The following is a 15,230-nucleotide window of genomic DNA, read 5'->3' on the forward strand; positions in this document are numbered from 1 at the left end:
TGAGAAATAAGATAATTAATTAGAAAAATAGTAACTTTGTAAGCAGTTATAAACATATTCCATACATAAGCGATATGAAAGAATTAGCACTCAAATACGGATGCAATCCTAATCAGAAGCCTTCACGTATATATATTGAGGAAGGCAATCTCCCTATTGAAGTACTTAATGGCAAGCCTGGCTATATCAATTTGCTTGATGCGCTTAACAGCTGGCAGCTGGTAAAAGAACTAAAAGCCGCAACAGGAATGCCGGCAGCAGCATCATTCAAACATGTTAGTCCTGCAGGAGCTGCTATAGGAATGCCTCTTAGCGATATTCTTAAAAAGATTTATTTCGTTAATGATATCGACTTTGAGCTTACTCCTTTAGCAAATGCCTATGCACGAGCACGTGGAGCAGACAGAATGTGCTCTTATGGCGATTTCTGTGCACTTAGCGACACCTGTGATGAAGCTACAGCATTGCTCATAAAAAGAGAAGTAAGCGATGGAGTTATTGCTCCCGGCTACACACCTGAAGCATTAAAGATACTTAAAAACAAACGTAAAGGCACCTATAATATTATAAAAATAGACCCAAGTTACAAGCCTGCACCCATCGAACACAAACAAGTTTTTGGCATTACTTTCGAGCAAGGTAGGAACGAAATAAGGTTAGACGACCCTACTCTATTTGAAAAAATACCTACTAAAGCAAAACATTTCACACCCGAAGCTATCAGAGATCTTACCATAGCACTAATAACACTTAAATATACACAAAGTAACTCTGTATGTTATGTTAAGGACGGGCAAGCTATAGGTATAGGAGCAGGTCAACAAAGTCGTATACACTGCACACGATTAGCTGGTAACAAAGCCGATGAATGGTGGCTAAGACAATGTCAAAAGGTTTTAAACCTACCTTTTAAAGATAACATTCGTAGAGCCGATCGCGACAACACTATCAATGTATATATATCTGATGAATATGAAGACATACTACAAGAAGGTGTTTGGCAAAAATTCTTCACAAAGAAGCCAGAGCCTTTAACTCGTGAAGAGCGTAAGGAATGGATAGCCAAAAACACAGGAGTATCACTCGGATCAGACGCTTTCTTCCCATTTGGAGACAATATAGAACGAGCACATAAAAGTGGAGTAGAATTTATTGCACAAGCAGGAGGAAGCGTGCGCGATGACAACGTTATTGATACTTGTGATAAATATGGTATCACAATGGCATTTACAGGAGTAAGGTTATTTCATCATTAATAAAAAAACAATTTAATTGCAACAAATGGAAGATATAGATAAGATAATAGAAGGAGGTATTACCTTTAAAAAAACTTATAAAAACAAGCAAGATGACAATAAAATAAAGACAAAAGCAAAGAAAAAGAAATATATTACAGGGGCACATGGCTCTGGTAGTGCTAAACAAAAAGCAAAATATCGGCAAGCAAGAGCCAATAGACACAAATAAGAAAACACACTTATTTTTCTGCTACAACTTAATTAAAGAAGTAGGCTTTTCAGATAAAAGCCCTACTTCTTTAATATAACACCGGTATAAATCGTGCCGAAATTTTCTTTTATACGTCTTGCCGAAAAATAATCTTCATAGTTATCATAAGTACATATTCCCGACTGGAATATATTATTAGGTCTCACCCCCAAGGAAAGAAGCTCATACTCATTAGCTAAAGGCAGGTTAATATGCCACTTTTCATAAAACTTACTAACCTTATCCATATCGAAATTAGCCTCAGCAAACTGGTTATACACTTCCTGACCAACCTCAAAATTCTTTAAAGATATACATGGCCCAATAACAGCCTTTAAGTCTTTAGGGGCAGTATTATAAACATTCATCATAGAGTAGATAGTCTTCCTTACTATATGCTTTACTGTTCCTCGCCAACCTGCATGTATAGCTGCAGCTGCATGATGAACAGTATCGTATAACAACACAGGTACACAATCGGCAGTATGCACACCTATACAAACACCTTGTACATCAGTTAGCAAAGCGTCTGATCCTTCAAGAATCTGCTTTTTCACCTCTGTAGGCAATAAGAAAAACTCTTCTGCTATCATTCTGCTATCGGTACCATGCACCTGATGCTGACGAATAATTCTTTCTTTAGGTACATTTATCTCTTTGGCAACAGCCTCTAAATTAGCCTCTACAGCTATTGGGTCGTCTCCACGATAAGCATTTATGTTAAGAGTGCCAAAGGTACCATTACTTTTTCCACCATGCCGTGTAGTGGAAAAAGCAACAACTTCCGAAGATATATTATAATAATGTAATAAAGGCTTACTCATCTGTATATTCAAAATCGTCTAAATCGTCTATTTCTTCAGCATCTTCTCTATCTTCTGTTTTATCAAAATCGGCTCCTTCTGCCTGCAACTCTTCAACAAAACACATCATGTCTTTATCACGATGCACGAGAGTATCTTCTGAAGTAATCTCACGCAACTTATTACTTTCAGAGTTTAATTCTTTCCATAGAATATCTTTTAATTCTTCTATACCTTGTCCTGTTACAGCTGAAATAAACACTACAGGAAGATCTTTTGGCAACGTTTCTTGAAGCATTTCGATAAGCTCTTCATCTAACAAGTCGCTCTTTGTTATCGCAAGAACTCTATGCTTATCTATCATTTCCGGATTAAACTGCTTTAACTCATTAAGTAAAACCTCATACTCTTTTTTTATATCATCAGTATCACCAGGTACCATAAAAAGCAAAAGAGAATTACGTTCTATATGCCGGAGGAAACGAAGACCTAAGCCACGCCCTTCACTTGCCCCCTCTATAATTCCAGGTATATCTGCCATTACAAAACTATGATGATCTCGATAGCTAACAATTCCTAATGAAGGCTCCATGGTTGTAAATGGATAATTAGCTATCTTTGGCTTAGCAGAAGACAGAGAAGACAGTAATGTAGATTTCCCTGCGTTAGGAAAACCCACCAAACCAACATCAGCTAAGAGCTTCAATTCCATTATAACCGTCATCTCCTGCATAGGGTCTCCTGGCTGAGCATAACGCGGAGCTTGATTAGTAGAAGTGCGAAACTGGAAATTACCTAATCCTCCACGACCACCTTTTAATAACAACACTGTTTGCCCATCGTATGTAACATCACAAACAAACTTACCCGTTTCGGCGTCATATACTACTGTGCCACATGGCACATCAATATATACATCTTTACCATCTGTGCCATGACACTTATCCCTGCCACCATTACCTCCATGCTCAGCATAGATATGACGCTGAAACTTTAAATGAAGCAAGGTCCAATAATTATGATTACCACGTAGGTAAACACTTCCACCTTTACCACCATCGCCACCATCAGGACCACCATTGGGATTATACTTCACATGACGCAAATGCATCGAACCTCTACCACCCTTGCCAGAACGACAATATATTTTAACGTAATCTACAAAGTTTGAGTCCGCCATAAAAAAGGAAATAAAAAAAGAATAAATAAAAAATATATTCTTATATAATAAAAAAAAATGAGAGGATAGAGCGTTCTGGAATATAATCCTTTACTCTCACCTCTCAATATCTATCCAGTATTATTTTTATAGTGAGTCTATAACAGCTTTAACTCTTTCGAAAATATCATCAATAGAACCTAACCCTTCTACATGATGATGAATATTTTCACCTTCATACCAATCTATAAGAGGAGACGTTTGTGTGTTATAAACTTTTAAACGCTTCTTTATAGTTTCTTCATTATCATCAGAACGACCACTCTGCTCGCCACGAAGTAATAAACGCTTCATAAGCTCCTCCTCGGGAACAAATAGCTCTATCATTGCAGCTATCTTATGACCACGCTCTGCAAGCATTGCTTTTAACGACTCTGCCTGTGATATAGTACGTGGGAAACCATCAAAGATGACGCCCTTATGATCTTTGCCAAATGTATCATAAACACTTGCAAGAATGTCTACCATAAGCTCATCAGGTATTAACTGGCCATTATCTATATACCCTTTAGCCGTCTTGCCTAATTCTGTACCTTTCTTAATCTCACTACGAAGCACATCTCCTGTAGAGATATGACCAAACCCATACTCCTCAATCATCTTGTCGCTCTGAGTACCTTTACCAGCACCGGGAGCACCAAAAATTACAATATTTTTCATTATTCTTGTACTAATGTATATATATCTCTTAAATTCCTACCTTGCTGATCATAATCCAAACCATACCCCACTATAAAGTCGTTAGGTATTTCCATAGCAACATACTCCACATTCAATGGCACTGACAGCTTACCGGGCTTAAGAAGCAATGTACAGATATGCAAACTACGAGGATTACGTGTGCCCAACGTTTCTAACATACGCTTCATTGTAGAGCCTGTGTCTACAATATCTTCCACTATAATAACATCACGGCCACTAATATCTTCGTTCAAACCTATCACTTCCTTTATCTTTCCTGTAGAAACAGTCCCTTCATAAGATGCTAACTTCACGAAAGAAATCTCACTCGGTATGGTTATGAAGCGAAATAAATCAGCTGCAAACACAAACGAACCGTTTAACACTGCAAGAAAAAGCGGATTTTTGCCATTCATATCTTTATTTATCTGTTCCGCAACACGCTTTACCTGTTTTAAAATCTCTGCTTCTGGAATAGATATATCAAATGTTTTATCTAAAATAGTTACTCGGCTCATTCTACTTAAATATTTATTTTTTGCAAAATTACGAAAATAATGACAAACTATCCTATTAGAAAACATTATTTTAGTAATTTTGCGATTATATGAAGATATTTACAAGTACTCAAATACATCAGTTAGATAGATATACCATAGAAAGGGAAAATATCAAATCTATAAATCTTATGGAGCGCGCTGCTAAAGCTGTTACTAACACCATTACAGAGCGTTGGAGTAATATAACACCTATAGTAGTCTTTGCAGGTCCTGGAAATAATGGCGGAGATGCCTTAGCCGTGGCTCGTATGCTTGCTACACTTGGATATAAGGTTAATACCTTTCTCTTCAATATTAGCGAAAAGCTTTCAGAAGACTGTCAAGCTAACAAGCTACAACTACTTAACAGCAAGGCGGCTAAAGACTTTGTAGAAGTAACAACGCAGTTCGACCCTCCCGAACTGACTGAAAACACTTTAGTAATAGATGGCTTGTTTGGTATAGGACTTAACAAACCTTTAGCTGGAGGCTTTGCTTCTTTAATAAAATATATCAACCAAAGTCCTGCAAAAATTGTAAGTATCGACATACCCTCAGGCTTATTGGCTGAAGACAACTCATATAGTGTGAGAGCTAATATTATCCATGCACACCTCACATTAACCTTTCATCAGCCTAAACTATCATTCTTGTTTGGTGATAATCAAACTTTTTTAGGAGAAGTAAAGATACTTGATATACGTCTTAATAAGGATTTTATCAAAACAAAAGATGCAAGATTTTCCATTATAGAAGAAAATGAGATTAGGCCACTATTACTTTCGCGAGACGATTTTGCCCATAAAGGCACTATGGGCAATGCCCTTATAATAGCAGGAAGCTATGGTATGGCAGGAGCAGCTATCCTTGCATCACGTGCTTGCCTAAGAGCAGGCGTGGGTAAAGCCACGGTACATTCGCCAAAAGCTAACTATGCCATAATGCAAACAGCAGTGCCAGAGGCCATTGTACACCTTGACCACGAGGAAACTGTCTTCTCAGAACCTATCGATACTGATGGTTTTGATGCCTTAGCTATAGGTCCTGGAATAGGAGTTTTAGAAAACACTGCCATTGCTTTAATATCTCAAATAAGAAAAGCACAATGTCCGATTATTGTTGATGCTGATGCTCTAAACTTATTAGCAAACCACCGTACATGGATGCAGCAACTTCCAAAAGGCATTATCATGACTCCTCACCCAAAAGAGTTCGACCGCCTATCAGGAATGCCTACTAATAACGACTATGAACGATTAATGCGAGCATCCGATCTTGCTAAATCTCTTCAGGGATACATCATATTAAAAGGTCATCACAGTGCGTTATGCTTACCTAATGGTAAGGTAATATTTAATAGTACAGGTAATAGCGGTATGGCTACAGCAGGCAGTGGAGATGTATTAACAGGTATTATCACTGCCCTCTTAGCACGCGGATATTCTCAAAAGAACGCATCTTTGGTAGGTATGTACTTGCACGGATTAGCAGGCGACTTAGCAGCTAAAGAGATAGGGAAAGAAAGCCTTATAGCAAGCGATATTATCAATTACCTGCCTAAGGCTTTTAAACGTTTAGAAGAGTAAGAATACTAAGCTATGTAGTAGCTTCCTCTTAGGTGTAATATACCATTATCCCTATATAACACATATATAGGGAACACTATCTATTCAAATATACCTGTTACACCATTTTTTATCTTATTAAAGAAGTCTGTCCACGACTTACTTGCTCCTTCTTTCGAAGAACTTTTCATTGTTTCTTGCTGCTGATACCGTCTAAACGCCTTGTTTTTATTATAGCTTACAGCAGCCTTCCGTGATAAGCCTTTAGTATTCACCTTACGCTCCACCTCTTCAGGCTTATCGTCTTTAGTCTTTTCCCATTCTGGAATAAACTCATAACATACTCCTGCTAAGCCATATTCCACCTCTGGCACCTCTATAGTCTTATCTATATCCGGACTTGGATAAGGTATCTCTGTCTTATTTCGCATCACCTCGATACGCACATATCCTACACCACTCGATATTATACCCAAAGCCCGAGCTGCTGCATAAGAAAGATCTATTATACGCCCACGCACAAAAGGACCACGGTCGGCAACACGCACAGTAATGGTTTTACCACTTCTGGGATTTGTTACCTTTAAACGAGTACCAAAAGGGAGCGTTCTATGAGCACAAGTAAAATCATTCTTATTATAAACCTGCCCATTACTCATCCTTCTGCCATGAAGGTTATTACTATAATAAGAGGCTTTACCACTTGTTTGCCCTTTGCAATGGGTAGAAGTGATAAAGCCTATAAATAACATTATTAATATTAAGAGAGATCTGATTTTTTTCATAACATATTATTTCCCATTCTCTCCTTAAATAAATGCCCCCTCATACTTTTAAGAGAGGGGGACAGGAGAGAACTTTTTATATAACACCTTGCTCAAGCATTGCCTCAGCCACCTTCATAAAGCCTGCTATATTAGCACCCTTTACATAGTCTACAGTACCATCAGGCTGTGTACCAAACCTAACACACTGCTCATGAATGCTCTCCATTATCCAGTGTAGCTTAGCATCTACCTCTGCAGGAGCCCAGTTTAAATGAGCTGCATTCTGTGTCATTTCAAGGCCAGAAGTGGCTACTCCACCTGCATTTACTGCTTTACCGGGAGCAAATAGCACACCATTCTTTTGGAAGAAATGAATGGCACCAGGCTGACAGCCCATGTTAGAAACCTCGCAGCAGCACCAGCAACCATTTGCTTTAAGCTCCTTTGCATCGTCTTCACTTAACTCATTTTGGAAAGCACATGGCAAAGCAATATCACAAGGCACGCTCCAAGACTTCTTACCTGCAGTAAACTTAACCTTGTCTGGGAACTTAGTAGCCATATCCTCTACCTTATTACGATTAGAAGCACGCATTTCAAGCATATAGTCTATCATCTCTGTTGTAATACCCTCTGGGAATTCGCAAACACCATCAGGACCAGAAATAGCTACAACCTTACCACCTAACTCCAAAGTCTTTAAAGCAGCACCCCATGCTACATTACCAAAACCAGAAAGAGCAATCTTCTTTCCCTTTATCTCCTTACCAGCTTTCTTTAACATGTGCTGAGCAAAATAAAGAGCACCGTAACCAGTAGCCTCAGGACGGAAGAAAGATCCTCCCCACGTAATACCCTTACCTGTTAATACTCCTGTGTGATATCTACGCGTAAGCTTCTGATACATACCGTTAAGGTAACCTATCTCACGACCACCTACACCAACATCGCCTGCAGGAATATCCTGATCTGGACCTATATTATGGCGCAACTCTAACATGAAGGCTTGGCAAAAACGCATAATTTCTGCATCTGATTTGCCTACAGGATCAAAGTCGGAACCACCCTTACCGCCACCCATTGGTAACGTTGTTAGAGCATTCTTAAAGGTTTGCTCAAAACCTAAGAACTTAAGCATAGAAGGAGTTACTGCCTTATGGAAGCGCAAACCACCCTTATAAGGACCTATCGCACTATTAAACTGAACCCTATAACCAAGATTTGTCTGCACTTTACCTGCATCGTCTATCCATGTTACACGGAATGTAAATATACGATCCGGCTCCACCATTCTCTCTATAATCTTAGCTTTTTCAAACTCTGGGTGCTGGTTATAAACCTCTTCTATCGATTCTAAGACCTCTTGTACTGCTTGTAAGTACTCTGACTCGCCTGGATGCTTTTGTTCCAAGCCTTGCATAATTTTTTTGACTTCCATAGTAGCTTATATTTTTATTGTTTATGTTAGTTATATCACTATGTCAAAATGATGCAACAAATGTATCTAATAAAAATTGAACCACCAAGAATTTTATCAAAAAAAACATGCCCTTACCTTTACAAAAAACACTTATTAGTATTCATAAAAAAGATAATTATGACGCAAAATAACAAAAAAAATATCACTAATGCAACCTAAGCAGGATAATACAAACCTTTATTTTATATTTTTGTTGAAATTTAAAGAAACTATGACAGATAAGAAAACTATAAGTTTTAACGCTTTTTTCACCAAACTTTAATGCTATAAAACCTCTTGAGTAGTCTTTTCCATAAACAAACAATACTAATACTATATTATAACTATATATAATAAGGTGAATAAAAGAAAACAAAGAAGACATAAGTCGCCTAAGAGTTAATAATATTTCTTTTCAAAAAAAAATATTTTGGAATTCAAAAAATATTACTTACCTTTGCAACACTCACATTTAGACGAAGAGGTCTTTTTATTTCTTGTATAGGACATATGATGTAACGGTAACAAATAACGATAGTAACAATTTTCAATTATATTTATATATGTGTAAATATGTAACACATAGCTTTCTGCTAAATACTTTATACAAACTGCTACCTTTAAGCAGAAGAAAGATGCGTGCTATATACTTGTTAATATTTGTTATTACCCCCCCCCACTTACTTAACACTTTTTATTAAATCAGGACAAAAACGACTTCCTTGCCAACAATATTTACAAAAAAAGGTAAGGATAAGCCGTGCTATGTGTATAAATATCATTGATACCATACACTACTTGCAGCTTTGTACATTACATATAAATAATATCTAAAAATATATGGTATCATAAAAAACTTACAAAGCCACTACTACTGCATAAAATAATAACAATAAAACAAATTATAAAAAAAACAATATGAGAAAAGACACAAACACTAACAATAAGAAGCTTTACATTCCACCAAAGTGTGAAATAGTAAATGTAGGCAATGATATAATGGAGCAAGCGGTTATTCAAGCCAGTATAGAGCTGCCTAAAGATGCTGGCGAAATCCCTTTTGAAGATGTGCCTAATACTTTACAGAATAAAGAGTCGACAATAATAAATCAAGACGACGATAATAGCATAAACATAACATATAAATAAAAATATAAATATAATATGATAATATCCTTTTCTTTCCTGCGCAAAGCAAAATTACTATGCGCTTCTTTACTCTTAATAGCATCGGTACTAACGCTTTCTTCATGCGTAAACGATACGCTTTCAGTACCTACAAAGACTAAGCAAGCCCTTGACAGCTATCCCACCACTACCATAACTATGTATGTAGGCAATATCTCTATGGATAAAAATACACAGATTATGGCAAGCGAACTGGCAAAAAATTTCAAAGCTCAAAGACCTCTCACGCGCGGCATAAAACTAACAGGATTTGGCAAGGTAGAGGCTGGGCAAGACTTTATTGCAACATGCTACATCATAAATGAAAGCACTAAACAGGTAGGAAAATTTACATATAAATGGATAACGGCTCTGGATAAAGACGGCTTATTAATACTCAAAGACCCTAAAGGTTATGGCAAAAAGCAAAATATCGAAGTATCATGGATATCGGGGAGCCCTACATCTAATATCTCTGGAGATAAATGGAGAGTGTGCGCTGTAGCATGTGGAACAGAAAAACAAGTAAAAGGCTTTAACAACACTAACAGAAATGCTGTAAGTTTTGAGCCTAATATAGAAACTGTAACACTTGAAAACAAACCACGACCTTTAGGATTACGTAATGCTGGAAGTGAAGAGCCTATTGCCTTTATCTCTGATGGCAAACCTTTAGGGGTAAAAGACGGTGTCCCTTATGCACGATTTCATTTTAAAATGCCCGGTACACTACTAAAAATAAAAGTATTACGCGATGACAATATATCACGAACACATAAATACTACCTCCAGACAAACGCTTTGCACCCCGTGGGAGTGTTCTGCCCTATTAATGCAGATAATAGTATAAAAAGTTGCAGCGATGTAAGCAAGTGGTGGGAGAGCAGCAGCGTGTCTTATTATAACTATAATGTTGAAAAACCCGAATATGATGTTTACAGACTACGCCTTGACGGTACTTCGGAAGATGCTGTTACTATAACAGAAAAAGACGGCACAAAATACGATCTATGGTATGTGTGGGGAATGCAGACAGGTACGAATGCTACTGAAACTTTAATGGGATCGCTTACAGGAGGTTACATCTTAAAGCATTATAATAATAAAAAGGCGCGTGGCCCTTTCGTAAGTAAATATAATTTTAGTAAGGATAACGGAAAGATGCGCACCATAACTGTTAAGGTGAACGACTCAGAACCATACCCGAGCTTTAATTTCCTAAATTTCCTCTCTCGTGCAGCAAAGCACAATCTTGGAGCACCTAAAACATGGTGGGACAACGACCTCTACCTACAAAACGATAGATGGCCTAACACTCAATTTGAGTTTAGAAAGGGTGCCAATGGAGATGTATGGTACAAGTGGGAAGAGGGTATGCAGCATAAGAAGTCTATGCCTGAAAACTACGTATGGCATATGCCTTCTTTACAAGAGCTTACTACCTTATTTCCTTTCCCTTCTACAGACAACAAGTGGAAAGATCAGGCATGGGACATTTACTTTGGAGACCCTAAAAAAAATACTTTTAAAGATAAATACCGACTATGGACAGAATGGATGACATTATATGCTGACCTTGAAGAAAGCAATGAATATATGTTTGTACGCGACCTCTTCCCTAACAATGGAGGAGATTTAGCTGAAGAACAAATGAAAAATGTTAATATGGAAGGATTCCATTCTCTCTTTCTTACCAAAGGCGGAACGACATATAGCATACGCTTCTTTAACTCTAAATACTATGGCAGCAAACTATGTTGTGCATATAAATGGGAAACAAAAAACTGGCCCGACTGTCAATGGACCTCTGAAAATCAGCTCATCATCACCAGTCGTTGGATAGGAGCTGCACCACTAAGAATAGACGATATTGCTAATGAAAATTGGTGGAATGGAGAAGAAAGCAAATATAACGTTGTGCGTAAACTACCTTTTCAGAAAGAATGTACATCACAAACAGGAAAATACGCTAACGACCACTCAGCTATGACCATAATGGCAGGAAATACATACCAAGGAACTGCATACTCCGGCCACTGGTTCCGCGCTGTTTCAAAACACCTTAAAGGAACTTTCCAACGCAAAAGCTATGTACAAAAAGGGCTTATACACCCCTTCTGCAATAGGCAGATGTGTACAGAAAAAGGTACGTGGAAAGGACTTATAAACGAAGAAGGTACTGGGCATGGCACTGGTAGACAATGGGACTTGCCTAAAACAGGGCTTGATACCAACCCAAGATAAAAACCTTTAAAGGATATATACTTTTTTTTTCAAAAAAAATATCATAGATAGGAATGTACCGTGAGGCTCATTCCTATCGTCTTTTCTTACAAGCCATACTAAGTGAAAGGGGCTTTTACCATAAAAACATTTAAGCTATAAGCCATAGAAATGATTATATACTAAAACGATATTGGCTTATTATGAAGAAAAAATTGCTTATCTTTGCAACAAGACCTTAAGAGGATATTATAAAACTACAAAGGCAAGATATATACCTGTAAGAAAACAAAAAACAGAAAAGAAGACAAGACCATAACCTCATTTAGGTTATAAAAATCTTTTAAACTCATTAAAATTATGAACAAAACATTAAATGCTTACTATAAAGAGCAAATACTTAAGCTAAAAGAAAACATAACGAGCTTAAAAGCAAAAAACACCTCTTACATCATTTGCGAGATAACTACATTTATCGGCATAATAGCTTTTATAGTATTATACATATTATATACCAACAGCTTATGGAACTTATTAGGAAGTGGGATATGCTTGGCTCTATATATATTAACACGCTATTATGACGGGAAAAACTCTGAAAATATAGAAAACCTTACCTCTCTAAAAAAGACATATCAGCAAGAAGTGGATTATTTTAACGGAGACTTCTCATGCTTTGACCAAGGTAACAAATATATAGATGCCAACCACCCCTTTACGCTCAACATAGACATCTTTGGAAATCAATCACTCTTCCAACGCATAAACAGATGTATTACTACCACAGGAGCCGATTATTTAGCAGCATGCCTTGCTGAAGAAAACACCGAAAGTAACAAAATATCAAAAATAAAACAAATAAAACAACGAACACTAAGCATAAAAACACTATCTGCCGATGAGCCTCTTATCACACAGTTTAAAGCCATAGGAGCATCAAAAACCATAGATACTAACGCTATAAAGATGATGTTAGAAAAAATAAGCCAGATAAACGTACCACGCCTCTTTTCTTTTACACCCTTTACATGGCTAAGACGCATTAGCTTAGTGGGCTTCTACATCGCTATACTATGCTCATTCATGGGATATTGCTCTTTTTCCATACCTATTACTTGGGCTGCAATAAACTTTTGTGTGTCCTTTTTCGCTTCCTACCGCTATATAAAGCTCGTTAACAACGCCTTACAAGGCATACTAAACTACACAAACAGCTACCTAAGGATAATACGCCTCATAGAAAATGTTAATACAGACAATGCTGAAGAACTAAAACAAATAAAAACACACCTTATGGGGGCTTTAAAAACTTTTGAAAGTATACAGAGACTTTTACAAAAGATAGATGGTAGAAGTAATGAGTTTGGAGTGGTACTGCTAAACACACTAAAGCTAACAGACCTTTCTATATTATGCTCCTTTGCTAACTTACAAGCTAACATTAAGCTAAACACTAAAAGCTGGATAAATGACGTCAGCACCTTTGACGCTTTGATAAGTATGGCAAACTTCAGGCTAAATGAAGACAAAGCCACTGATGCTAACATCGTACAAAGCAAAGAAGTAGTGTTTAAAGCTGACAACATATATCACCCTTTCTTAGGAGAAAATGCTGTAAAAAACAACTTCGACATAGAGCCACTATCATATTACATAATAACAGGAGCTAACATGGCAGGCAAAAGCACCTTCCTACGCACTATAGGCATTAACTATATACTGGCTATGAACGGGCTACCGGTCTTTGCAGATAGCCTAACCGTGTCCGTTTTTCACCTCTTTACAAGTATGCGCACTACAGATGACCTTGCTAAAGGGATATCATATTTTAACGCTGAGCTACTCCGACTAAAACTTCTCATATCATCTCTTCAACCCACAATGCCAAACCTCATCATTTTAGACGAAATACTTAAAGGTACTAACTCGCTTGACAAACTTAACGGCTCACGACTATTCTTAGAATATGTAGCTAAAAGAAATGTTACAGGCATCATTGCTACACACGACTTAGAACTATCTAAAATGGAAACTGATAAACGCTTTCACAACTACTGCTTCGAAATAGAATTAGGAAATAACATTACTTACTCATATAAAATAACAAAAGGAGTGGCACGAAACCAAAACGCAACCTATCTTCTTAAAGACATACTAAAAGGATAACACACACTACAAATATAAAAAATGGTGGCAAACTCTAAAAAAGAGCTTACCACCCAAACTAATTATTAAAATGAATAAAAAAATTATTAATCTATATTAGTCAACTTGTAGTCTGAACCTAAAACATCTTTTATCTTCTCTTTGTATAGCTCTTCCATGTACTCACGAGCCTTACCACAATACTGACGAGGATCGAAATACTCTGGGTGCTCATCAAATGTCTCACGAACACCAGCTGTAAATGCTAAACGAGAGTCGGAATCGATATTGATCTTACATACTGCACTCTTAGCTGCACGACGTAGCTGCTCCTCTGGAATACCTACAGCGTTTGGCAACTTACCACCATGAGCATTAATAATATCAACATACTTCTGAGGAACAGAAGATGAGCCATGAAGAACGATAGGGAAGCCTGGGAGCTTCTTCTCAATAGCTGCCAATACATCGAATGCCAATGGAGGAGGTACTAAACGGCCTGTCTTAGGATCGCGTGTACACTGCTCTGGGGTAAACTTGTAAGCACCATGTGATGTACCTATAGAGATAGCCAAAGAATCGCAACCTGTACGGGTAGCAAAATCTACAACCTCCTCTGGCTTTGTATAGTGAGAAACCTCTGCTACTACGTCGTCCTCTACACCTGCAAGGACACCAAGCTCACCTTCTACAGTTACATCAAACTGATGAGCATAGTCTACAACCTTCTTTGTTAAAGCGACATTCTCCTCATAAGGAAGAGCAGAGCCATCAATCATTACTGAAGAAAAACCAGAGTCGATACAACTTTTACATGTCTCAAAGCTATCGCCATGGTCAAGGTGAACTACAATCTCAGGATGCTTGCAACCAAGCTCCTTAGCGTATGCCACTGCACCCTCTGCCATATAGCGAAGCAATGTAGCATTTGCATATTTACGAGCACCCTTAGATACCTGAATGATAACTGGGGATCTTAGTTCTGAAGAAGCCTTAACGATAGCCTGAAGCTGCTCAAGATTGTTGAAGTTGAACGCTGGAATAGCATAACCACCAACTACAGCCTTTTTAAACATCTCGCGTGTGTTTACAAGACCTAATTTTTTGTAATCTACTACCATAACTTTTATTATATGTTTAAATTAAACGAATTATTCCGTTTGGTCGATACAAA

General features: G+C 37.5%; 13 protein-coding genes. 6 read left to right on the top strand and 7 right to left on the bottom strand.

The features are described 5' to 3' along the window. The first annotated feature begins 74 nt into the window (after window positions 1-74). Together HMPREF9018_RS00085 and HMPREF9018_RS00090 are read left to right on the top strand one after the other, a co-directional pair. A complete protein-coding gene (locus HMPREF9018_RS00085) occupies window positions 75-1,256 on the top strand; it encodes a phosphoribosylaminoimidazolecarboxamide formyltransferase (RefSeq protein ID WP_008446598.1) in 1,182 nt (393 codons plus the stop codon). A gap of 25 nt (window positions 1,257-1,281) precedes the next feature. After that, window positions 1,282-1,467: a hypothetical protein gene (locus HMPREF9018_RS00090; protein ID WP_019035806.1), complete on the top strand. Its 186-nt coding sequence runs from the start codon at window positions 1,282-1,284 to the stop codon at window positions 1,465-1,467. Between the two features lie 62 nt (window positions 1,468-1,529). Here the strand turns inward: HMPREF9018_RS00090 and pgeF are convergent, their stop codons facing one another. From pgeF to hpt, 4 genes are all read right to left on the bottom strand, one after another. Beyond that, complete coding sequence (gene pgeF, locus HMPREF9018_RS00095; protein ID WP_008446567.1) at window positions 1,530-2,312, bottom strand: peptidoglycan editing factor PgeF; 783 nt, start codon at window positions 2,310-2,312, stop codon at window positions 1,530-1,532. Further along, a complete protein-coding gene (gene obgE / locus HMPREF9018_RS00100; RefSeq protein WP_008446467.1) occupies window positions 2,305-3,471 on the bottom strand; it encodes a GTPase ObgE in 1,167 nt (388 codons plus the stop codon). Before obgE ends, pgeF begins: the two co-directional genes overlap by 8 nt. Window positions 3,472-3,597: 126 nt before the next feature. Further along, window positions 3,598-4,170 (bottom strand): adenylate kinase, encoded by a 573-nt coding sequence (locus HMPREF9018_RS00105; protein WP_008446593.1) that lies wholly within the window; start codon window positions 4,168-4,170, stop codon window positions 3,598-3,600. Next, entirely contained in the window at window positions 4,170-4,709 is a 540-nt protein-coding gene (gene hpt / locus HMPREF9018_RS00110; RefSeq protein WP_019035803.1) for a hypoxanthine phosphoribosyltransferase, read from the bottom strand. Before hpt ends, HMPREF9018_RS00105 begins: the two co-directional genes overlap by 1 nt. 89 nt (window positions 4,710-4,798) lie before the next feature. Here hpt and HMPREF9018_RS00115 point away from each other — a divergent pair, with 89 nt between their 5' ends. Further along, a complete protein-coding gene (locus HMPREF9018_RS00115; protein WP_008446616.1) occupies window positions 4,799-6,316 on the top strand; it encodes a bifunctional ADP-dependent NAD(P)H-hydrate dehydratase/NAD(P)H-hydrate epimerase in 1,518 nt (505 codons plus the stop codon). A gap of 80 nt (window positions 6,317-6,396) precedes the next feature. Here HMPREF9018_RS00115 and HMPREF9018_RS00120 read toward each other — a convergent pair whose 3' ends face one another. Continuing rightward, window positions 6,397-7,080 (bottom strand): septal ring lytic transglycosylase RlpA family protein, encoded by a 684-nt coding sequence (locus HMPREF9018_RS00120; protein WP_008446701.1) that lies wholly within the window; start codon window positions 7,078-7,080, stop codon window positions 6,397-6,399. Window positions 7,081-7,156: 76 nt separating this feature from the next. Beyond that, window positions 7,157-8,500: an NADP-specific glutamate dehydrogenase gene (gene gdhA / locus HMPREF9018_RS00125; protein ID WP_008446709.1), complete on the bottom strand. Its 1,344-nt coding sequence runs from the start codon at window positions 8,498-8,500 to the stop codon at window positions 7,157-7,159. A 939-nt stretch (window positions 8,501-9,439) separates the two neighbouring features. On the opposite strand from gdhA, the gene HMPREF9018_RS00130 reads away from it, so the two are divergent. The 3 genes from HMPREF9018_RS00130 to HMPREF9018_RS00140 all read left to right on the top strand — a co-directional run bounded on the left by HMPREF9018_RS00130 (window position 9,440) and on the right by HMPREF9018_RS00140 (window position 14,077). Next, window positions 9,440-9,670 carry a hypothetical protein gene (locus HMPREF9018_RS00130; protein WP_039863804.1) on the top strand — a complete coding sequence of 77 codons (231 nt, stop codon included), beginning with the start codon at window positions 9,440-9,442 and terminating at the stop codon, window positions 9,668-9,670. Between the two features lie 15 nt (window positions 9,671-9,685). Further along, complete coding sequence (locus HMPREF9018_RS00135) at window positions 9,686-11,932, top strand: hypothetical protein (protein ID WP_008446723.1); 2,247 nt, start codon at window positions 9,686-9,688, stop codon at window positions 11,930-11,932. A gap of 339 nt (window positions 11,933-12,271) precedes the next feature. Next, window positions 12,272-14,077 carry a MutS-related protein gene (locus HMPREF9018_RS00140; protein WP_008446541.1) on the top strand — a complete coding sequence of 602 codons (1,806 nt, stop codon included), beginning with the start codon at window positions 12,272-12,274 and terminating at the stop codon, window positions 14,075-14,077. An 86-nt stretch (window positions 14,078-14,163) separates the two neighbouring features. On the opposite strand, the gene HMPREF9018_RS00145 is transcribed toward HMPREF9018_RS00140, so the two are convergent. After that, complete coding sequence (locus HMPREF9018_RS00145; RefSeq protein WP_008446732.1) at window positions 14,164-15,177, bottom strand: class II fructose-bisphosphate aldolase; 1,014 nt, start codon at window positions 15,175-15,177, stop codon at window positions 14,164-14,166. Window positions 15,178-15,230: the final 53 nt, after the last annotated feature.

Origin of the sequence: Prevotella amnii CRIS 21A-A (assembly GCF_000177355.1) — a bacterium.
GTDB lineage: Bacteria > Bacteroidota > Bacteroidia > Bacteroidales > Bacteroidaceae > Prevotella > Prevotella amnii.